The following is a 20,930-nucleotide window of genomic DNA, read 5'->3' on the forward strand; positions in this document are numbered from 1 at the left end:
AGCGATGAAACAGCCCCCCCAGTACAACTGGGCGTGGGAAGGGAAGGGCCGGGATGGCAAGGTGGTGCGCGGCGAGATCCGCGCCGAGAGCGAGGCCGTCGCCAAGATGCAGCTGCGCCGCCAGGGCGTGCTGGTGCACAAGATCGCCCGCCAGCGGGCGAAGCTCGGCCGCAGCATCAGCGAGAAGGACGTCGCGCTGTTCACCCGCCAGCTCTCGACGATGATGAAGGCCGGCGTGCCGCTCCTGCAGGCGTTCGACATCACCGCGCGCGGCCACAACAACCCGCGCATGGTCAAGCTGCTGCTCGACATCCGCGCCGACGTCGAGTCGGGCACCGCCTTGTCGGCGGCGTTCCGCAAGCACCCGCTGTACTTCGACGCGCTGTTCTGCAACCTGATCGCGGCCGGCGAGACCGGCGGCGTGCTCGACGCGCTGCTCGACAAGCTGGCGACCTACAAGGAAAAGACGCTGGCGATCAAGGGCAAGATCAAGTCGGCGCTGATCTACCCGACGGCGATCATCGGCACCGCCTTCATCATCACCGCGGTGATCATGATCTACGTGATCCCGGCGTTCAAGGACCTGTTCTCCAGCTTCGGCGCGGACCTGCCGGCGCCGACGCTGTTCGTGATCTGGCTGTCCGACTTCTTCGTCGAATGGTGGTGGCTGATCTTCGGCGGCCTGATCGGCGGGATCTTCGGCGGCATGTTCGCGTTCAAGCGTTCACCCGCCGCGCACCGCGCGATGGACCGCTTCATCCTCAAGGTGCCGGTGATCGGCGAGATCGTCAGGAAGGCGACCATCGCGCGCTGGACGCGCACGCTGGCGACGCTGTTCACCGCCGGCGTGCCGCTGGTCGAGGCGCTCGACTCGGTCGGCGGCGCGTCGGGCAACCAGGTCTACAGCGACGCGACGCAGAAGATCCGCACCGAGGTGAGCACCGGCTCCAGCCTGACTTTCGCGATGGGCAAGAGCGAACTGTTCCCGAACATGGTGATGCAGATGACGGCGATCGGCGAGGAGTCGGGCTCGCTCGACTCGATGCTCGAGAAGGTCGCCGACTTTTACGAGGAAGAGGTCGACAACGCGGTGGCTGCGCTGTCCAGCCTGCTTGAACCGCTGATCATGGTGGTGCTCGGCGTGCTGATCGGCGGCCTGGTCGTCGCCATGTACCTGCCGATCTTCAAGATGGGCCAGGTGGTCGGCTGATGGACGCATTCAACGCTTTGCTTGCGCTGCCGGCGCCGGCGTTCGCCGCCCTGGTCGGCGTGTTTGGCCTGTTTGTCGGCAGTTTCCTCAACGTGGTGATCGCCCGCTTGCCGGTGATGCTCGAGCGGCGCTGGGCCGCCGAGTGCGCCGAGCTGAGCGGCCAGCCGGTGCCCGAACATCCGCCGTTCAACCTGCTGCGGCCGGGCTCGCGCTGCCCGCATTGCGGCGCGGGCGTACGGCCGTGGCACAACGTGCCGCTCGCGGGCTACCTGCTGCTGGGCGGGCGCTGCGCCGACTGCCGTGCGCCGATCTCGCCGCGCTACCCGCTGATCGAGCTTGCCACCGGCGTGCTGTTCGCGCTGAACGCGTGGCTGCTGGGGCCTGGCGTGTGGCTGGCTGGCGCGCTGCTGTTGACCGCCGCGCTGGTCGCGCTGACCATGATCGACGCCGCCACCCAGCTGTTGCCGGACGACATTACGCTGCCGCTGGTGTGGGCGGGCATCGCCTTTCACTTGGTGTACGGCGTGCTGCCGCTCGCCGACGCGGTGGTGGGCGCGATGGCCGGCTACCTCGTGCTGTGGAGCGTGTACTGGTTGTTCAAGCTCGTCACCGGCAAGGAGGGCATGGGCTACGGCGACTTCAAGCTGCTGGCCGCGCTCGGCGCATGGCTCGGATGGCAGATGCTGCCCTTGATCATCCTCTTGTCTAGCCTGGTCGGCGCGCTGTGGGGCATCCTGCAGATCGCGCTCTCGCGCATGGGCCGCGGCCAGCCCTTGCCGTTCGGGCCTTACCTCGCCGCAGCGGGCTATGTCGCGCTGTTGTGGGGGCACGACATCGTGGGGTGGTACCTTGGCCGGCTGTAAGCGTTTCGTGGTCGGCCTGACCGGCGGCATCGGCTCGGGCAAGAGCGCGGTCGCCGAGCGCTTTGCCGAACTAGGCGCCGACATCGTCGACACTGACGCGATCGCGCACGTCTTGACCGGGCCGGGTGGCGCGGCGATGCCGGCGATTGCCGAGGCGTTCGGCGCCGGCGTGGTCGCGGCGGACGGCCGGCTCGACCGCGCGGCGATGCGCGAGCGGGTATTTAGCGACGCCGCCGCCCGCGCGCGTCTGGAAGCCATCCTGCACCCGCTGATCCGCGAGGAGGCGCTGCGCCAGTTGGAAAGTGGGCAGGGCGCGTACGCGCTGCTCGCCGTGCCCTTGCTGTTCGAGAAGGGCGGCTACCTCGAACTGGTCGACCGCACGCTGGTGATCGACTGCCCGGAAGAGACGCAGCTTACGCGGGTGATGGCGCGCAGTGCGCTGTCCGCAGAGGCGGTGCGCGCGATCATGGCTGCGCAGTTGCCGCGCAGCGAGCGCACCGCCCGCGCGGACGACGTGATCGACAATAGCGGCGGGCTCGATAAGCTGGCGCTTCAAGTTGCCGCCAAACACCGTTATTATCTGGCCTGTCTTGCACGCGCGGACTGTCCGCCGTCAACCACCGCACCCACGGACCCCGCGCAGTGATTAGTTTCGAGTTTCCGGTCACCGAACGAACCCGCAGCCTGCTCAGGCTGGAGCAGCTCTATCAGCGGCTGTCTTTCTTCGTCGAGCGCGATCACCCGTACGAACACCATTCGGCCTTGCTGGTGCTGTTCGAGATCCTCGAGGTCGCCTCGCGCGCCGAGCTCAAGTCCGACCTCTTGCAGGAGCTCGAGCGGCAAAAGCAGCTGCTCGACGCCTGGCACGACAACCCGGCGATCGACCAGGCGATGCTCGACGAGACGATAGACCGGATCGAGCGCGTCGCGCAGCAGCTGCTGGGACTGACCAGCAAGTTCGGCCAGCACCTGCGCGAGAACGAGTGGCTGATGGCGATCAAACAGCGCTCGGTGATCGCCGGCGGCACCTGCTCGTTCGACCTGCCGTCGTACGCCTTGTGGCAGGCGCGCGACGCCGACGAGCGCCGCGCCGACATCCGCCGCTGGGCGGCGCCGCTGATGCCGACGTCCGAGGCGGCGACCCTGCTGTTGCGTCTGTTGCGCGACAGCGGCAAGACCTTCCACTTCGTCGCCCGCAACGGCGCGTTCCAGCAGATGTCCGGCGGGCGCGTGGTCCAGCTGATCCGGGTCGACTACCCGGCGGGACTGGACGCACTGCCCGAATTGTCCGCCAACAAGTACGCGATCAACCTGCGCTTCGTGCAGGCGTACGCGGAGGGCGCGCGGCCGCGCACGCTCGCCCAGGACGTCGACTTCTCGATGACCTTCTGCAAGTTTTGAGGAACCCGCGATGAGCGAAAAGCCAGAAACCATCCGCGTGGTCGCCTGCCCGCAATGCGGCGCCCCGGTGCGCTGGGAGGCCGCGAGCCGCTACCGGCCGTTCTGTTCCGAGCGCTGCCGCCTGATCGACCTGGGCCAGTGGGCCGACGAAAGCTACCGGGTACCCGCGTCGCCGCCGGACGGCGAGGACGCGCCGCAGTAAGGCGCGCAATAAAAAAGCGGAACCTGGCGGTTCCGCTTTTTTATTGCGCGGGGCGCTCAGCCTCGCGCGTACAGCGTGCTCTGGCCGAAGTAGCCCTTGATGCCGGCGAGCAGCGATTCGGCCATCTTGCGCTGGAAGGCCGGGTCGACCAGCTTCTTCTCTTCTTCCGGGTTGCTGATGAAGGCCGTCTCCACCAAGATCGACGGGATGTCCGGCGCCTTGAGCACCGCGAAGCCCGCCTGCTCGACGCGCGACTTGTGCAGAGTGTTCAGGTTGCCCATATGGCCGAGCACCGCCTTGCCGAGCTTCAGGCTGTCGTTGATGGTCGCCGTCTGCGTGAGGTCGAGCAGGGTGTGCGCGAGGTACTTGTCCTTGCCGCCGATGCGCACGCCGCCGATCAGGTCGGCGTCGTTCTGCGTCTTGGCGAGGAAGCGCGCCGCGGTCGAGGTTGCGCCCTTCTCCGACAGCGCGAACACCGACGAGCCGCGTGCGGTCGGCGTGGTGAACGCGTCGGCGTGGATCGAGATAAAGAGGTCGGCGCCGAGCTTGCGCGCCTTAGCCACGCGCACGCCCAGCGGGATGAACACGTCTTCGTCGCGGGTCAGGTGCGCGCGCATATTGCGCTGGCTGTTGATCAGCTGGCGCAGCTCGCGCGCGATCCTCAGCACCACGTCCTTCTCGCGCACGCCGGACGGGCCGATCGCGCCCGGGTCTTCGCCGCCGTGGCCGGGGTCGAGCACGATGGTGACCGGGCGGTCGACACCCGCCTTGCCAGGCTGCGGCTTCAGCTGCGGGCGCTCGTCGAGCTTGCCGCGGTTGTAATCCTGCAACAGCGCGAGCAGCGGGTCGTCCTGCGGCTTGGCCGGGTAGAGGTCGACCACCAGCCGGTCGCGAAATTCGGCGACCGGGTTCAGCGTGAACACCTGCGGCGCGATCTCGGTCTTCAGTTCCAGCACCAGGCGCACGGTGTCCGCCGAGAACTGCGCGGCGCGGGCACTCTTCACGAAGGGGTCGCCGCCGTTGATCAGGGTGCCGATGCCCTGCAAGGTCGCGTTCAGCTCGACCCCTTCGAGGTCGATCACCAGCCGGTCGGGGCCGGCGAGCGTGAACTGCTTGTACTTGAGCGGACTGCTCGATTCGAGTGTCACCCGCGTGTAGGTGGACGAGGGCCAGATTCGCAGCGCGACGATTTGCGGCACTGCGGCAAAGCCCACTCTGCTCACCGCGAGCAGCCAGGTCGCCGCGGCGGCACCGACCAGGCGGCGGCGGCTCAGCTTGAGAGTCTTGTCAGGCATTGTCTTCCCGTGTCGTCGTGGGCGGTCAGCCGGTAGCGGCGCTGCCCGCCATCCACTTCCAGCGCGACGGTCAAATCCGCCGGCGGTAACAGGCCCTGCGCCTTGTCCGGCCATTCCACCAAACAGAGGCTGTGTTCACCGAAAAGTTCGGCCAGTCCCGAGTCGTCCCACTCCTGCGGGTCGTTGAAGCGGTACAGGTCGAAGTGGTGGACATCCAGACCGTCGAAGGCGTAGCTCTCGACCAGCGCGTACGTCGGACTCTTCACGCGGCCGGTGTGACCCAGGGCGCGCAAGAGGCCGCGCGTCAGCGTAGTCTTGCCGGCGCCCAGGTCGCCGTCGAGGTAGACGACCATGCCCGGCGTCAGGCTTCCGGCGAGTGCACCGCCCAGCGCGAGGGTGGCGGCTTCGTCGGCCAGAAGGCCGCTTGTGCTGCTGCTATCATCCATGGCCATGATCGAGTGTGGATTGCAAAACGTGGATTATCCAGAATTGGCCCGCCAAATCAAAGCGTGGGCGCTTGAGGCGGGCTTTGCCGGCGCGCGCATCAGCCGCGCGAGCCTGCCAGATGAGGCGAGGGCGGCGCTTGAGGCCTGGCTTGCCGATGGCTGCCACGGGCAGATGGACTACATGGCGCGGCACGGCACGCTCAGGCTTGACCCGGCGGGCCTGGTGCCCGGTGCCTTGTCGGTGGTTTCGCTCAGGATGGACTACTGGCCCGACGCGCGCGACGCGCACGCGGTACTCGACGACGGCGAGGCTGCGTATGTGTCGCGTTATGCGCTCGGTCGCGACTACCACAAGGTGCTGCGCAAGCGTCTGCAGGCGCTCGCCAGCCGGATCGAAGGGGAAGTCGGCGCCTACGGCTACCGGGTGTTCACCGACAGCGCGCCGCTGGCCGAGGTATCGTTCGCCGCGCAGGCGGGCCTGGGCTGGCGCGGCAAGCACACCTTGCTGCTCAACCGCGACGCGGGCTCGCTGTTTTTCCTCGGCGAGATCGTCACCGACCTGCCGCTGCCGGAAGACGCGGCCGAGGACGGGCACTGCGGCCGCTGCACCCGCTGCATCGACGCGTGCCCGACCGGCGCCATCGTCGCGCCGTACCGGGTCGACGCCCGCCTGTGCATCTCCTACCTGACCATCGAACTGGATGGCGCCATCCCCGAGCCGTTGCGGCCGCTCCTGGGCAACCGCGTGTACGGGTGCGACGACTGCCAGCTCTCGTGCCCGTGGAACCGCTTTGCCAGGCTGTCTGGCGAGGGGGATTTTGCGGTGCGGCATGGGCTCGACGCGGCGAGCCTCGCCGAGCTTTTTGCGTGGAGCGAGGCGGACTTTCGCGAACGCACCGCCGGCAGCCCGATCTGGCGGATCGGCTACCAGCGCTGGCTGCGCAACCTGGCGGTTGGCTTGGGGAACGCGCCGACGACGCCGGCGGTATTGTCCGCGCTTGCGTCGCGCAGGGAAGACGCGTCGGCACTGGTGCGCGAGCATGTGGCGTGGGCGCTGGCGCGTCACGCCGCCAGCGCCCGGTGAGGCTTACTCGGGCTTGGCCGGTGCGATCACCAGCGACTCGCCCTCGAGGATCAGCTTGCCGCTGACGAAGCATTCGGTGAGCAGCTTGACGCGGCGCTTGGCCGGGTCGAGCTCGGTGACGGTCGCGCGCGCGGTCACCGTCTCGCCGATCTTGACCGGCGCCTTGAAGCGGGTCGACTGCGACAGGTAAATGGTGCCGGGGCCCGGCAAGCGGGTGCCGAGCACGCAGGAGATCAGGCTGGCGCTGAGCATGCCGTGCGCGATGCGGCCGCCGAACATCGTCTGTTCAGCGTATTCCTGATTGATGTGCACGGGGTTATCGTCGCCGGAGACGGCCGCGAACATCAGGATGTCGGCTTCGGTGATGGTCTTGGCGTACTCGGCAGAGTCGCCGATCTTGATGTCTTCAAAGTAGACGGTCATGCGCTTGCTCCCGTATTATGCAGTTGAAATGTTGCGGTGCATTGTACACGCAGCTGACGTGTGTCAGGGGAGCGTCCGTGCACGCGGGTCTGGACATTTGCATTTTTGCGACGTCATAATCGGTCAAACGATCGTTTGAACGATCGTCGACGCCGGCCCGCCCCTGCGCAGGCGGCAACATGCCTCTTCACCAGGGTTTGATCAATCTGTTTCGGGCTCTTTAGAGCTGGAGGAATATGAAAGTTCTAGTCGCTGTGAAACGCGTTGTGGATTACAACGTGAAGGTCCGGGCCAAGGCCGACGGTACCGGTGTCGACATCGCCAACGCCAAGATGTCGATGAACCCGTTCGACGAGATCGCTGTGGAAGAGGCGGTCCGCCTGAAGGAAGCCGGCAAGGCGAGCGAGATCGTGGTGGTGTCGATGGGCGTCAAGCAGTGCGAAGAGACCCTGCGCACCGCGCTGGCGATGGGCGCCGACCGCGCCATCCTGGTCGAGACCGAAGCCGAGCTGCAGCCCCTGGCCGTCGCCAAGCTGCTCAAGGAAATCGCCGCCAAGGAAGCGCCGCAGCTGATGATCCTCGGCAAGCAGGCGATCGACGACGACGCCAACCAGACCGGCCAGATGGCAGCCGCCTTGCTGGGCTGGAGTCAGGGCACCTTCGCGTCCAAGGTCGACCTCGCCGCCGAGACCGTGAATGTCACCCGCGAAATCGACGGCGGCCTCGAGACCGTCAAGCTCGCGCTGCCGGCGGTGGTCACCACCGACCTGCGCCTGAACGAGCCGCGCTACGTCAAGCTGCCGAACATCATGGCCGCCAAGAAGAAGCCGCTGGACAAGACCACGCCGGCTGACCTGGGCGTCGACGTCACCCCGCGCCTGACCACGCTGAAAGTCGCCGAGCCGGCCAAGCGCAGCGCCGGCATCAAGGTCGCCAACGCCGCCGAACTCGTCGCCAAACTCAAAACGGAAGCAAAGGTGCTGTAAGCCATGGCCATCCTCGTTATCGCTGAACACGACAACCAGAGCCTGAAGACAGGCACCCTGAACACCGTGACCGCCGCGGCCAAGCTCGGCGGCGACATCCATGTGCTGGTCGCCGGCAGCGGCTGCGCCGCCGCCGCCGAGGCCGCCCGCGCCGTCGCCGGCGTCGCCAAGGTGCTCATCGCCGACGCGCCGCAATACGCGCACGGCCTCGCCGAGAACGTCGCCCCGCTGGCGGTTGACCTCGCCAAGGGTTACAGCCACGTGCTCGCGCCGGCGTCCTCGTTCGGCAAGAACCTGCTGCCGCGCGTCGCCGCCTTGCTCGACGTCGCGCAGATCTCCGAGATCTCCGCCATCGAGTCGGCCGACACCTTCGTGCGCCCGATCTACGCGGGCAACGTGCTGGCCACCGTTCAGTCGGCCGACCCGATCAAGGTGATCACCGTGCGTACCACCGCGTTCGAAGCGGCGGCTAATGGCGGTTCGGCCGCGCTGGAAAACATCGCCGCGGGCGCGGACGCCGGCGTGTCGGCCTTTGTCGGCGCCGAGCTGACCAAGTCCGACCGTCCGGAACTGGGCGCGGCCAAGATCGTCGTCTCCGGTGGCCGTGCGCTGGGTTCTGACGCGCAGTTCAAGTCCGTGATCGAGCCTCTGGCCGACAAGCTCGGCGCCGCCGTCGGCGCGTCGCGCGCGGCGGTCGACGCCGGCTACGCGCCGAACGACTATCAGGTCGGCCAGACCGGCAAGGTCGTCGCGCCGCAGCTCTACGTCGCGGTCGGCATCTCCGGCGCGATCCAGCACCTGGCGGGTATGAAGGACTCCAAGGTGATCGTCGCGATCAACAAGGACGAAGAAGCGCCGATCTTCCAGGTGGCCGACTACGGCATCGTCGGTGACCTGTTCACCGTCGTGCCGGAACTGATCGCCGAACTGTCGAAGTAAGCGTCACCACAAAACGAGGCCGGCCACAGACGCCGGCCCGCAAACAAGAACGAACCGGCCGACGGTTCGCCCGGGAGACAGCGCCGCGCATGCGGCGCCGGGCGAGGACGCGGCCGGTTTTTGTACATATCGAGACTGCAAGGAGAAATCATGATCTACAACGCTCCGGTCAAGGAAATCCGTTTCGCGCTGAACGAACTGGCTGAACTGCCGGCGATCTGCTCGCTGCCGGGTTACGAGGACTGCTCGGTCGACCTGGTCGACGCCATCCTAGAGGAAGCCGCCAAGTTCGCCGAAGGCGTGCTCGCGCCGATCAACAAGCAGGGCGACCAAGGCGCCAAGTGGCACAGCGATTTCAGCGTGAGCTCGGCGCCGGGTTTCAAGGACGCGTGGCTGCAGTACGTCGAAGCCGGCTGGCCCGGCCTGCGCGCGCCGGCCGATTTCGGCGGGCAGGGCATGCCGGCGCTGGTCGCGCTCGCCGCCGAAGAGATGTGGTGCTCGGCCAACCTCTCGTTCTCGCTGGCGCCGCTGTTGACGCTGGGCGCGGTCGAGGCGATCAACCACCACGCCAGTGAAGAACTGAAGGCCGTCTACCTGCCCAAGATGTCGAGCGGCGAGTGGACCGGCACCATGAACCTGACCGAGCCGCAGGCGGGCTCCGACCTCGCGCAGGTGCGCTCGAAGGCGGTGCCGGTCGGCGACGGCAGCTACAAGGTCAGCGGCCAGAAGATCTTCATCACCTGGGGCGAGCACGACATGGCGGACAACATCGTCCACCTGGTGCTGGCGCGCCTGCCGGACGCGCCGGCCGGCGTGAAGGGGATCTCGCTGTTCATCGTGCCGAAGTTCCTGGTGAACGAAGACGGCAGCCTCGGCGCGCGCAACGACGTGCGCTGCGTGTCGCTCGAGCACAAGCTGGGCATCCACGGCAGCCCGACCGCGGTGATGAGCTTCGGCGACGAAGGCGGCGCCATCGGTTATCTGGTCGGCGAAGCCAACAAGGGTCTCGCCTACATGTTCACCATGATGAACCACGCGCGTTTGGGCGTCGGCGTCGAGGGCATGGCCGTGTCCGAGCGCGCCTACCAGAAGGCGGTCGAGTACGCGCGCGACCGCGTGCAAAGCCGCGCCGTCGGCTCGCCTGACGCATCCGGCGTCGCCATCATCCAGCACCCGGACGTGCGCCGCATGCTGATGACCATCCGCGCCGGCGTCGAGGCGCAGCGCGCGCTCGCCTGTGTCGCCGCCGCCGCGCTCGACCGTGCGAGCCGCCACCCGGTGGCGTCGGAAGCCGCCAGCAACCAGGCGCTGGTCAACTTCCTGATCCCGATCGTCAAGGGCTGGAACACCGAAGAAGCCAACATCCTGACCAGCCTCGCGGTGCAGGTGCACGGCGGCATGGGCTTCATCGAGGAGACCGGCGTCGCCCAGTACTACCGCGACGCGCGCATCACTGCGATCTACGAAGGCACCACCGGCATCCACGGCCTCGATTTGATCGGCCGCAAGACCTTCTCCGAGGGCGGTGCCACCGCGCGCGCTCTCTTGGAAGAGGCCAAATTGACCGCCGGCAAGCTCGCCGCCGCCGGCTTCGCCTCGTTCGCGGCCAACCTGGAAGCTGCCGTGGCCGACGCCGGCCGCTGTGTCGACTTCATCCTAGAAACCTTCAAGGAGCAGCCGCAACTGGCGGCCGCCGGTTCGGTGCCCTTCCTCAAGCTGATGGGCATCGTGCTCGGCGGCTGGCAGATGGGCCGCGCCGCGCTGATCGCCAAGGAAAAGCAGGGTGAAGACGGTGCCGACACCGACTTCTACACCGCCAAGCTCGCAACCTGCCGCTTCTACGGCGAGCACTACCTGCCGCAAGTGTCCGGTCTTGCCACCGCCGTGGTGGACGGCGCCGGCAGCGTGCTGGAGATGCCGGAACACCTGTTCTGAGCGTTGTGCGGGCACAATGAAAAACGCCACGGCTTGCCGTGGCGTTTTTGCTGGCAGGCGCCCTTATCTGGCCAAACGCAGTTGGGTATCGGCTGTGGTCAGGTAGCCGACTGCTGCACCGAACTTGTTTTTGTAGTTCTGGTTGATCAATGGGTCGAGCGTGCCCTTCACCGTGTTGTGGATGGATCCCCAATCGCCGGCGTGCTGGAAATTGCTCATGATATAGGTCCAGCCGTTCAGCTCGTCGACTGCGTGCAGCCCGGTCGATTCGCCCCCCGCCGGTACCGAAAGGATGCGCGCGAGCGTCTTGTTGTCGACGTCGTACGCCCACAGGAAGTTGTTCACATGCTGGCCGCTGTCCTCACCGATAAATAGCGTACGCATTTTCTCGGAGAACTTGAGGTTGTCCGGGTTGGCGACCTTGTCGGGGTTGGCGGTGTTGCCCAGCGCGTCGGCTGCCGACAAGTCTTCTCCGCAGAGCAGCACCTTGCTGTTCGAAGGCATCCATTCGCTGTTGATGGATGCACCGTCGCTATCCCTGAGGTTGCCGGAGAGCTGGTGTTGCAGGATCGCGCCCGCCTTGAGTTGGGCCGGCAGGTTGATGCCGATGCCCGCCTGGTAGCCCTTGCTGCTGCCGACCACCATCGAATCTTGGCAATTCTGCAGCGCCGAATACGCCAGCTTGTCCCGGACATTGACGGTGGTGCCTTCCATCTTGGTGAAGCCCAGGCTGCCGCAGACGTAGGCCGCGTAGCGGTGGGTCTCCAGGAAGGCCGCAGCCTTTTCCATGCCCGGCTTCAGCTTCAGCCACTCGGCCTTGCCGCCGACGAATACCTTGCGGAAGGTGGTGTCGCTCGGGTCGGTAGTGGCGCGCTCGAAGATGTCGGTTGCCTGCAGGGTGTCGGCCAGCGTCTTGATCTCGGCACTGTTCGCTCGGCCCAGACGGATCCAGGCGAGCTTGAAGGCCGGCGCCTGCGGGTCCAGCGTGCTCAGGCCGGTGCCTTCGATCTTCGCGACATAAAGGGTACCGGCGGACAGGTCTTTTTCCTTGTCGGCGACAAAGCAGAACAGGCCGCCGTTGGTCGCATCGTCGCCCATCAGCGCGGTGCGTTGATCCGGCATCACTTGTACCAGCTCGTGCGAGATGCGCCCCATGCAATAGTGCTTCTTGATGCTGCCAGTGCCGTCCGGGTTGACCGTCACCTCCGGCAGGTGGCCGTAGTGGTAGGGCTTGGCCCGGGTTTCGTCGCCGTACAGGTTCTTGGAGAACGCCTTGAACTGGCTGCTGGAAGCTGCGCCGAACGCGTCCGGTTCGTACTCCTCGCTCGACAAATGGGTGCCCCACGGAGACAGGCTGGCGCCACAGGTGATCCACAGTCCCTGCACGGCGCGGGTGTCGACGTTGTGGTACTTCATCAGCGTGAGCTTGCCGGTCTTCGGATCCTGGTCCAGCGTCAGCACGGCGATCGGCGAGGGCAGCTTGCCGTACATGTCGGTCTTGCCGTCCTGCGCCCATGTGGTGTACTCGAACTGCACCACCGCGAACACCGGCGTGCCTTTCACGCCCGGGACCCTGGCACCGGGTACAGCCAACAGCGAGGTGCCGTCAGGTGAATCGGAAAAGAACTGACGGGTTTGTCCCGTGACCGTATTGTCGAGGATGGGCTGGTTGTTGATGTCGTAGTAACCACCGGCGAGCAGTTGGCCGCCCTGACCGTCCGGGATCTGGTCGCCGGTGACGAAGAAGGGCTGGTAGGCGAGTTGGTGGACCAGCTGGCTGCCGTCGCTAAACTGGACGGTCATCGCGCTGGCGACGTGGGGGCTCGCCATCTTAGCGGGCTCGGCCAGCGTCGGAGCGGGCATGGATGAGAAGCTGACTCGGCTCAGGCTGGGTGCCGCAGGTGATGTTGGCTGCGTGGCATTGCTGCTGCCACCGCCACCGCCCAGGCAGCCGGCAAGCAGCGCGCTGCTGCCGGCGCCGACGGACAGGGGAAGCAGGGGGCCGCTGGCGAGCAGTTGCAGCAGGCGGCGGCGGTCGGGAGAGGACGGTTGCATCGGGGGAGACTCCGTGAGGTCGGGGGATGACCTGTGGATTCTCATGTCATGCCGTGACGACCCGATGAACGGCGGGTGACCATTTGGTTGCAGTTTTTTGACGGGCTCGGCAGAGTGCGCTCTGGCCGTGAGTGCCTCTGCCAACTGTGGACTTACAAAGGCAAGTACACTCCCGCTTTGAGGCCCATCGCTCGACTGTTCGACGGCGAACGGCCGTCACTTTGCACGCCAAGCCGGAAGTAACGGTGGCGGATTTCTGCGCAGGCGGTTTTGAAGCGGCTCTCGTAAGCGAGTCCGAACTGCCAGTCGGTGAAGCCGTGATAGCTGACCCGCAGTTGCGGCAGGGTGACGTCGCGGTAACGGGTTAGTGACGCTTCGGCCTCCCACGCTTGCTGCCGGTAGCTGGCAGCCAATTCGATCTTGCTGTGCAGTTTTTGCGTGTAGTTGGCGCGGCTATCTTGTCCGCTGGCCAGCGGTTCACGGTTGCCGTTGGTGTCTAGCGCAACATCGCTGTTCGCTTGCAGTGTGCTGGTCGGCAGGTCGCGCCAGCGCAGTTCTCCCAGTGCATCGTTGATCAACAGGCGACCTTGCCAGGCGTCTTGCCATTGCCAGGCCAGCGCCAGATCGAGCGCGTAGCCGCGGGCGGATGGCGAGGCGTCGCCCAGGAAGGGGTTGAAGCCGCTGTCAGTATCCAGCCCGGTGTAACGCAGGGTGCGCATGGCTTGCAACTGGTACTGCTGCTCGGTCAGGGCAAGTGCACTGCCGGCGACGTTGTCTTCGCGCATGGCCAGCCCATCCAGCAGGCTGGCGCCGACGCCGGCCTGCCAGCGCCACGCGCCACTGGCAGGTAGCTCGAAGCTGTGGGCAAGCCCGATGCCACGCGCGCTGAAGCTGTCCAGCAGGTAGTCGGCGTCGTAGCGCCGCCCCGGGGTGGGCTTGAGGTTGTTCTTGTCCTGGTACACCAGATCCAGCGCGTCCTTGCTGGCGCTGGCCCACGCTTCGGCACGGTAGAAGGTAGAGACTTGCCAGCCGTGGTGGGCGAGGGCAAGTTCGGCGCGCGCGGTGCCGACTGCCTTGGCGACGCCGTTACGGGTATTCGGTAGCGTGGTCCAGTCACCGTCCAGTTGTTTGAGCGGCAGCGCGTCGTTGGCGGCATAGGCGGCCACGCTGCTGGAGAGGGTCAGTGCCTGCGGGACGGCGGCTGGGTTGACCAGCGCGAGCGGGGACGCCAGCGCGGGCAGGGGGAGCAGGATAGGTAGGAGTATTTTTTTCATCTTGGTGTTATACGGCCAGGCATAAAAAAACCTGCCGGCTCAGGGCCGGCAGGTGCTTGGATTGCCTTACAGCAGTGAGACGGACGAGCCGTCGGAGAAGACGACCTTGCTCTTGTAGATGGTGCCGATTACGGTGCCCGAGCTGTTCCTTATCACTCCGATACGAGCATCGCCCAGCGCCTGAGCCAGTTCGAAGCGGATGCCCGCCGGACTCGTCAGCGTCAGGCCAACGGCACCATTGGTGTCGCGCGTGCCGCTGCCCGCGATCAACAGCGTCTTGCCTGCTGCGCTGGTGTAGCTGTAGCCCAGCGTGAAGGCCTGGCTCAGGTAGCCAGTGTCCTGCGCGGTCAGCGACAGCTTGAGCGGCCGAGTTGCGTTGTATAGCAGGCCGTCGAACGAGACGCTGCGCTTCTCGTAGTTTTCTGCGCTGGTGACGACGCCCGGGTCGTACTGACTCTGGTCGACGCGGCCTTCCAGCGTGCCCGAGAACACCTTGTTGCCGTCAACGACGAAGTCGCCGATAAACCTGGCGTGGCTGAGGTCGTAGCCCTTTTGCTTGTCGGCCTTGCGCTCGTCGATCAGCAGGTCACCGCTGAACTTGACGCCGGCCAGGTCGAGGCTGGCCTTGAGCTTCACCTCGGTGGGGGCGAAGGTTTCGCTATTATCGAGCGCAGGCACCGAATCAAGCTTCAGGCTGGCTTCCGAAATGGCCAGGTTGATCGCTTTTCCATTAAGCGCCAGCAAGCGCGGGTCGGTCGTGTTGTTAGTGTCGAACTGGTAATTGGTGCTGATCGAACCGGCGAATGTCAGCGACTTTTGGTCGCTGCCAATTTGATAGCTCAGCACGGTCTTCGCATTGGGCAGATAGCTGTTCAAACGGCCCAGATCGCCTTCGATGCGGGCGGCCGTCGCGTATTGATCACCGTAGGTGATCGTGCCGTTGCCGGTTGCGGGGGTAGATACGACGGGCGTACCTTGTTGGCCGTTGCCAAGATACGGTGTGGATACTGTCACTACTTTCCAGCTAAAGCCACTGTTACCAGCTTTGGCGATTGCCAGATAGCGTGTAACCGTAGACCAGGTTTTCCAGTCGAATGCAGATCCATCAGTGCAATAGACTGCCGTCATTGGAAGGTAAATGTGCCCGGTAATATTGCTCGGAATAAAAGACTCAATTGGACGGTCGAGACAGATGCCACCGTCACTGGTCCTTACGTATTTATAGGTAGTAGTTGGAGTAGTGTATTGCGTACCTTCGTAGCCCGGGCGCTGGTAGGCCATATTGACCCCGGCGGCCAGTGCGGAAACAGCCCTGTGGCTGTACTGGGTGATTTCAATGCCGTCCGGCAACAAGGTGGACGCCAGTCGATCCTGCAGTTGTACTTGCAGGGCGCGGTCGACTTCGGTCAGGTTGCTGCGCAGGTCGTTGAGCATCAGCTTGGCCTGCTGGATGTCGGAGAGGCCGCCGCTGCTTTCTTGTTGGACCTTGTCCTTGATGATGGAGAGCTCGTCCGAATCGATCACATCATCGACGTTCACGGCTGCAGTCGCTTTTTCAGCTTGATCTTTTAGACTACCATCCAACTGGCTGGCGGCTTGTATCAGCTCGCTAGGCAGCAGAACGCCTGCAACATTTGCCGTGGTCAGGTTAATTGCGTTACCGGCCGAAGCGACGAAGACTTGGGCGGTTGCTTTGAGTGCCTGCTCCAGGGGAACGCCTTCTTTTTCGGAGGCGGCGGCAAACAGAGCCAGCACCGATGCGTATTTGGCAGCGTTGCCGGTGGCGGAGCCCAGATCCTTGTTGACCGATGAAACCAGCGCAGGCGGGGTGTGCAGATCGAAGTCGGCGTCTCCTAGGAACATCTTGGCAACCAGCTTGTTGCTTGCCTGTGCGTCTTCTGCCTTGAGGCTGGCGAGCGAGGCCTCCACCCGCTTGTAGGCGAGGTGGGTCAGCGGGGTGACCGCAAAGTCTTTCTGTCCTGTGTAGGCGCCGACCGAGTTCAGCGTACCGGTGAAGGTTTCCTCCTTGCCGGTTGCCTCGTCGTAGTACTTGAACGGTGCGCCGCCGCCAACCTCGACTACGAATACCTTGTCGGTCAGTTTGTTCGGGTCGAAGTCAAACTTGATCTTGCCGTCGGTGCCAACCGTCGTTTCGGCTACGGTCAGTCCGGCCTTGTTCTTCAGCTTGGCCGGGGTGCCGGTTGCAATCTGGCCTAGCGACGGAGTAACTGCCACGCTTTGTGTGGCTACAGTTCCCCCGTTACCGCTTGCCGTGCTACTACTGCCGCTCCCACCTCCCCCACCGCATGCCGCCAGCGCCAGCGCGGTCGTGACCGCCAGGGAAATTGCCTTCAACTGTGCCATATCAAACTCTCCAAGACCATGATCGCAATGTGCTTAATAATTGTCCTTGCATGTATGAAAATGACGCAAGCATTTGGTGTAATGGGAAAGGTTTGTCGCCGAGTACTGTGGTACGTGCACCGCACAAGTGGCGAGAATCGCCCTCTGGGGACGGTGTGCAAGGCGCGCGCGCGCGTTGGCGTCGAAGTTTGCGGTGGCGCGGCGTGCTGATAAGATGCGGGTAGTCATGCCTTTGGGATTGTGCGCCTTGAGTCGCTTGTATTTAGCTTGCCACCGGCGCGGTGCATGGGCCACTTGATGCCGCGCCTGCCCGAATTTGCCCGCTGGCGAACCCCGCCACTTGCCCGCCTAGCGCCTGCGCTGCCTTGGCTGGTCGCGCTTGCCTGTGCATTCTGGCTGGGCGGCAGCCTGTCCGTGCTGCTCGCGCCGCCGGTCGTGCGGGCGTTGCCGCTTTCGCAACCCGTGCCGGCGGCGGACTCTGGACGAGTGGCTGCCCTGCACTGGTTCGGCGAGGTGCCTGCGGTGCCGGTGAATGGCGCGCCGACCGGCGCGCTGCGGCTGGTCGGTGTCTATTCGTCGGGCAACGCGCGCACCGATTTCGCGCTGGTCGACGAGGGCGGGCAGGTCAAGCCGTGGCGGGTCGGCCAGCAGATGGCCGGCGCAACGCTGTTGAGGGTGTTGCCGCGCGCGGTGGTGCTGCGCGAGGGAGCTGCAGAGCGCGAGCTGGTGCTCGCTGGTCCCGCCGGCGGGGCCGCCGCGGCTGCGGCTGCGGTACCCGCCGTCCCCCCGCAGACGGTGCCGCCGGTGATGCCTGCGCCTTCTGTGCCGGACGCTGGCACGCCCACGTCCGAGCCTGTTCCATCTTCACCGCAGCCGGCCCCCCCCGCCGTCCCGCACAACCCGGATTGAACCATTCATGCGATTTGCCAAGCTTGCCGCCGCCCTTGTACTGGCCTTCCATGTGTCGGCCCACGCCGCGCCCGCCGACCCGGTGATGCTCAATTTCGTGAACGCGGATATCCCTGTCGTCGTGCAGGCGATCGGCGAGATCACCGGCAAGACCTTCGTGGTCGACCCGCGCGTCAAGGGTACGGTCAATATCGTGTCGGCCAAGCCGGTGCCGCGCGAACTCTCCTACCAGATCCTGCTCTCCAGCCTGCGCATGCAGGGTTTCGCCGCGGTCGAGGGGGCGGGCGGCGTGGTCAAGATCGTGCCGGAGGCTGACGCCAAGCTGCACGCGAAAACCGGCAGCCCCAGGCGTACCGACGTCGACCGGCTGATCACCAAGGTGTTTACCCTGAAAAACGCCAACGCCAACCAGCTGGTGCCGGTGTTGCGTCCGCTCATCTCTCCGAACAATACGGTCAGTTCGATGCCGCAGGGCAACGCGGTGGTAGTGACCGACTATGCGGACAATATCCGCCGCATCGAGTCAATCATCGAGTCGATCGAGAGTGCGGCCAGTGGCGACGTCGCCGTGCTGCCGGTGGCTTTCGGCTCGGCGATCGAGCTCTCCGGCCTGCTGGGCAAGTTGTTGCAGGCGCAGGGAGAGGGCGCCGGCAAGGTCACGCTGATCCCGGACGCGCGCGCCAACGTGATCCTCGCGCGCGCCGACACGCCGGGCGCGATGGGCAAGGTCAAGGGGCTGCTCAGGATGCTCGACAAGCCAAGCCAAGCCGGCGGCAACGTGCGGGTGGTCTACCTGAAGAACGCCGAGGCGGTGCAGGTGGCCAAGGTGCTGCGTACCTTGCTTACCGGCGAGGGGGGGGGGCTATCCGCCGGCAGCGGTGGAACCAGCCAGCTGGCGAGCAGCCTGGCAACGGGCGGCGGTAGTAGCGGCGGCAGCCTCGCGCCGGCCGGGGGGGCGGGCAGCGCCAAGCAGGTGACGCAGGACGACAGTGTCAGCGGGACCGGCGCGATGGTGCAGGCCGACCCGGCCAACAACGCGCTGATCCTCAACGTGCCGGACGCGATGTACCAGAACCTGAGGGGGGTGATCGATCTGCTCGACAAGCGGCGCGCGCAGGTATTCGTCGAGGCGCTGATCGTCGAGGTGTCGGCCGACCGCACGGTCGAGCTGGGTGTGCAGTGGCAGGCGGCGGGCAAGAACGGCTTTGTCGGCACCAACTTCCCGAACCCGGGACCGGGCCTCTTGGGCACCTCGCTGTCGCCATCGCTGGGCGAGGCCGGCCAGGCCAGCTATCTGAACCAGCTGGCCAACGCGGGCGGCCTCAACATCGGCCTGATCGACGGCACGGTCAATATCCCGGGCATAGGCGAGATCCTCAATATCGGCGTGCTCGCGCGCGCGCTGGAGACGCAGGCCAAGGGCAACGTGCTGTCCAGCCCGACGCTGATGACGATGGACAACGAGCAGGCAACCATCATGATCGGCCAGAACGTGCCCTTCCTGACCGGCCAGTATGCGAATACCGGCGGTAGCAACGGCGCGGCCAACCCGTTTCAGACCTTCGAGCGCAAGGATGTGGGCATCAAGCTGCAACTGACGCCGCAGGTGTCCGAGGGCGGCATGATCCGCATGAAGATCTTCCAGGAGGCTTCGGCGGTCGAGCCGACTTCGCTGAAGAACCCGGACGGCCTGATCACCAACACCCGCTCGATCGAGACCATGGTGTCGGTGCGCGACGGCAACATCGTCGCGCTGGGCGGGCTGATCCAGGAAACCGTTTCCGACGGCAACAGCCAGGTGCCGCTGTTGGGCGACATCCCCATTCTCGGCAACCTGTTCAAGTACAAGAACGAGACGCGCAAGAAGAACAACCTGATGGTGTTCCTGAAGCCGACCATCATGCGCGACGACGAGGGCGTGCAGACCCTGTCGAACAGCCGCTACGACTACCTGGTCGGCGAGAGCATGCGCGCGCAGCGCGAGAAACTGAGCCTCGACCCGGCCGCCGCGATGCAGTCGGTGCCCGCGGGCAGCCTGAAGGACGAGCTCGAACGCCAGCGTGTACTCAGGAAGTTCGCGCTGGAGCAGCAGCCGTGAGCGCGCCCGCTACCCGTCCGCTGCTGCCTTACGCCTTCGCGCGCGCGTCCCGCGTGCTGCTAGTCGAGGAGGACGGCGCGCGGGTACTGCTCGCGACGGCGCAGGCGACGCCACAAGCGTGGGCCGAGGCAATGCGCGTCGGCGGCGCCCCCAGCCGCGTCGACACGCTGGAAGACGCCGCGTTCGACAAGCTGCTTTCCACGCTGTTCGCCGACGGGCGCAGCGTCGAGGTCGACGACATCGGCCAGGATATCGACATCAGCCAGATGATGGACTCGCTGCCGGCGGTGGAGGATCTGCTCGAGTCGGAAGACGACGCGCCGATCATCCGCATGATCAACGCGATCCTGACCCAGGCCCTGCGCGAGCAGGCGTCCGACGTGCATATCGAGGCGTTCGAGGACCGCTCGCTGGTGCGTTTCCGGCTGGACGGCTCGCTCAGGGACGTGGCGACGCCGCACCGCGCGCTGCACGCGGCGCTGGTGTCGCGCATCAAGATCATGGCCGAGCTCGACATCGCCGAGAAGCGGGTGCCGCAGGACGGCCGCATCTCGCTGCGTATCGGCGGGCGGCCGGTCGACGTGCGGGTGTCGACGCTGCCGACCAGCTTCGGCGAGCGGGTGGTGATGCGTCTTCTGGACAAGGAGGCGACCCGGCTCGACCTCACGACGCTGGGCATGGCCGACGACACCCTCGCCGAGGTCGACCGGCTGATCCACCAGCCGCACGGCATCGTGCTGGTGACCGGCCCCACCGGCTCGGGCAAGACCACCACCCTCTACGCGGCGCTGTCCCGGCTGGATGCCCGCCACGGCAACATCATGACGGTCGAGGACCCAGTCGAGTACCAGCTCGAGGGCGTCGGCCAGACCCAGGTCAACCCGAAGATCGACATGAGCTTCGCCAAGGCGCTGCGCGCGATCCTGCGCCAGGACCCGGACGTGGTGATGATAGGCGAGATCCGCGACCTGGAGACCGCGCAGATCGCGGTGCAGGCGTCGCTGACCGGCCACCTGGTGTTGGCGACCCTGCACACCAACGACGCGCCCAGCGCGGTGACCCGCCTGGCCGACATGGGCACCGAGCCCTTCCTGCTCGCGTCCAGCCTGCTGGGGGTGATGGCACAGCGCCTGGTGCGCAGGTTGTGTCCGGCGTGCAAGGTGCCGCACCCGGTGCCGCTCGAAGGCGAGCCCGGCGTCGTCCACTACCGGCCGGTCGGCTGCGCGGCGTGCGCGAAGAGCGGCTACCGCGGCCGGCTCGGCATTTACGAATTGATGCTGGTCGACGAGACCCTGCAGAAGATGATCCACGAGGGGGCGAGCGAGCAGGCGCTGCGCGCGCACGCGCAGGCGCACGGCATGCGCTCCCTGCGCGAGGACGCGTTGCGCTGGGTGCGCGCGGGCGAGACCTCGCTCGAGGAGGTGTTGCGGGTGACCCGCGACTAGG

18 protein-coding genes are annotated in these 20,930 nt (G+C 65.9%); 12 read left to right on the forward strand and 6 right to left on the reverse strand.

What is annotated here, in order from left to right; genetic code table 11:
• Window positions 1-4 precede the first annotated feature (4 nt).
• From GZH52_RS11095 to yacG, 5 genes are read left to right on the forward strand one after another with little or no spacing between them, the layout of a single operon-like run.
• Window positions 5-1,210, forward strand: coding sequence for a type II secretion system F family protein (locus GZH52_RS11095; RefSeq protein ID WP_239058097.1), 1,206 nt, complete (start codon window positions 5-7; stop codon window positions 1,208-1,210).
• Window positions 1,207-2,073 (forward strand): prepilin peptidase, encoded by an 867-nt coding sequence (locus GZH52_RS11100; protein ID WP_432417436.1) that lies wholly within the window; start codon window positions 1,207-1,209, stop codon window positions 2,071-2,073. Before GZH52_RS11095 ends, GZH52_RS11100 begins: the two co-directional genes overlap by 4 nt.
• Window positions 2,060-2,719 carry a dephospho-CoA kinase gene (gene coaE / locus GZH52_RS11105; RefSeq protein ID WP_239058098.1) on the forward strand — a complete coding sequence of 220 codons (660 nt, stop codon included), beginning with the start codon at window positions 2,060-2,062 and terminating at the stop codon, window positions 2,717-2,719. The genes GZH52_RS11100 and coaE overlap by 14 nt, the downstream gene beginning before the upstream one ends.
• On the forward strand, window positions 2,716-3,474 hold the full coding sequence (gene zapD / locus GZH52_RS11110; protein WP_163316527.1) for a cell division protein ZapD: 759 nt from the start codon (window positions 2,716-2,718) through the stop codon (window positions 3,472-3,474). The genes coaE and zapD overlap by 4 nt, the downstream gene beginning before the upstream one ends.
• A gap of 10 nt (window positions 3,475-3,484) precedes the next feature.
• Window positions 3,485-3,676, forward strand: coding sequence for a DNA gyrase inhibitor YacG (gene yacG, locus GZH52_RS11115; protein WP_163316528.1), 192 nt, complete (start codon window positions 3,485-3,487; stop codon window positions 3,674-3,676).
• A gap of 56 nt (window positions 3,677-3,732) precedes the next feature.
• Here the strand turns inward: yacG and GZH52_RS11120 are convergent, their stop codons facing one another.
• Window positions 3,733-4,971 (reverse strand): N-acetylmuramoyl-L-alanine amidase, encoded by a 1,239-nt coding sequence (locus tag GZH52_RS11120; protein ID WP_163316529.1) that lies wholly within the window; start codon window positions 4,969-4,971, stop codon window positions 3,733-3,735.
• Window positions 4,947-5,417, reverse strand: coding sequence for a tRNA (adenosine(37)-N6)-threonylcarbamoyltransferase complex ATPase subunit type 1 TsaE (gene tsaE / locus GZH52_RS11125; RefSeq protein ID WP_163316530.1), 471 nt, complete (start codon window positions 5,415-5,417; stop codon window positions 4,947-4,949). Before tsaE ends, GZH52_RS11120 begins: the two co-directional genes overlap by 25 nt.
• A 43-nt stretch (window positions 5,418-5,460) precedes the next feature.
• Here tsaE and queG point away from each other — a divergent pair, with 43 nt between their 5' ends.
• Window positions 5,461-6,501 carry a tRNA epoxyqueuosine(34) reductase QueG gene (gene queG / locus GZH52_RS11130; RefSeq protein WP_239058099.1) on the forward strand — a complete coding sequence of 347 codons (1,041 nt, stop codon included), beginning with the start codon at window positions 5,461-5,463 and terminating at the stop codon, window positions 6,499-6,501.
• Between the two features lie 3 nt (window positions 6,502-6,504).
• Here the strand turns inward: queG and GZH52_RS11135 are convergent, their stop codons facing one another.
• A complete protein-coding gene (locus GZH52_RS11135) occupies window positions 6,505-6,924 on the reverse strand; it encodes a MaoC family dehydratase (protein WP_163316531.1) in 420 nt (139 codons plus the stop codon).
• Window positions 6,925-7,160: 236 nt separating this feature from the next.
• Here GZH52_RS11135 and GZH52_RS11140 point away from each other — a divergent pair, with 236 nt between their 5' ends.
• The 3 genes from GZH52_RS11140 (at window position 7,161) to GZH52_RS11150 (ending at window position 10,784) form a co-directional block, all read left to right on the forward strand.
• Entirely contained in the window at window positions 7,161-7,910 is a 750-nt protein-coding gene (locus tag GZH52_RS11140; RefSeq protein ID WP_163316532.1) for an electron transfer flavoprotein subunit beta/FixA family protein, read from the forward strand.
• 3 nt (window positions 7,911-7,913) lie between these two features.
• Complete coding sequence (locus GZH52_RS11145; RefSeq protein ID WP_163316533.1) at window positions 7,914-8,849, forward strand: electron transfer flavoprotein subunit alpha/FixB family protein; 936 nt, start codon at window positions 7,914-7,916, stop codon at window positions 8,847-8,849.
• A gap of 150 nt (window positions 8,850-8,999) precedes the next feature.
• On the forward strand, window positions 9,000-10,784 hold the full coding sequence (locus GZH52_RS11150; RefSeq protein WP_163316534.1) for an acyl-CoA dehydrogenase: 1,785 nt from the start codon (window positions 9,000-9,002) through the stop codon (window positions 10,782-10,784).
• A 63-nt stretch (window positions 10,785-10,847) separates the two neighbouring features.
• On the opposite strand, the gene GZH52_RS11155 is transcribed toward GZH52_RS11150, so the two are convergent.
• From GZH52_RS11155 to GZH52_RS11165, 3 genes are all read right to left on the reverse strand, one after another.
• Window positions 10,848-12,839 carry a PhoX family protein gene (locus tag GZH52_RS11155; protein ID WP_163316535.1) on the reverse strand — a complete coding sequence of 664 codons (1,992 nt, stop codon included), beginning with the start codon at window positions 12,837-12,839 and terminating at the stop codon, window positions 10,848-10,850.
• Between the two features lie 152 nt (window positions 12,840-12,991).
• Window positions 12,992-14,113 carry a DUF5723 family protein gene (locus tag GZH52_RS11160; protein ID WP_163316536.1) on the reverse strand — a complete coding sequence of 374 codons (1,122 nt, stop codon included), beginning with the start codon at window positions 14,111-14,113 and terminating at the stop codon, window positions 12,992-12,994.
• A gap of 66 nt (window positions 14,114-14,179) precedes the next feature.
• Window positions 14,180-16,477 (reverse strand): hypothetical protein, encoded by a 2,298-nt coding sequence (locus GZH52_RS11165; protein ID WP_163316537.1) that lies wholly within the window; start codon window positions 16,475-16,477, stop codon window positions 14,180-14,182.
• A gap of 285 nt (window positions 16,478-16,762) precedes the next feature.
• On the opposite strand from GZH52_RS11165, the gene GZH52_RS11170 reads away from it, so the two are divergent.
• The 3 genes from GZH52_RS11170 to gspE are packed head-to-tail and all read left to right on the forward strand — an operon-like array spanning window position 16,763 to window position 20,929.
• The gene (locus GZH52_RS11170) at window positions 16,763-17,386 is read left to right on the forward strand and encodes a type II secretion system protein N (RefSeq protein ID WP_163316538.1); all 624 of its coding nucleotides are present in this window, start codon (window positions 16,763-16,765) and stop codon (window positions 17,384-17,386) included.
• Window positions 17,387-17,393: 7 nt separating this feature from the next.
• A complete protein-coding gene (gene gspD / locus GZH52_RS11175; RefSeq protein ID WP_163316539.1) occupies window positions 17,394-19,484 on the forward strand; it encodes a type II secretion system secretin GspD in 2,091 nt (696 codons plus the stop codon).
• The gene (gene gspE, locus GZH52_RS11180; RefSeq protein ID WP_163316540.1) at window positions 19,481-20,929 is read left to right on the forward strand and encodes a type II secretion system ATPase GspE; all 1,449 of its coding nucleotides are present in this window, start codon (window positions 19,481-19,483) and stop codon (window positions 20,927-20,929) included. Before gspD ends, gspE begins: the two co-directional genes overlap by 4 nt.
• Window position 20,930 lies beyond the last annotated feature (1 nt).

Source organism: Crenobacter caeni, assembly GCF_010435965.1.
Classification (GTDB): domain Bacteria; phylum Pseudomonadota; class Gammaproteobacteria; order Burkholderiales; family Chromobacteriaceae; genus Craterilacuibacter; species Craterilacuibacter caeni.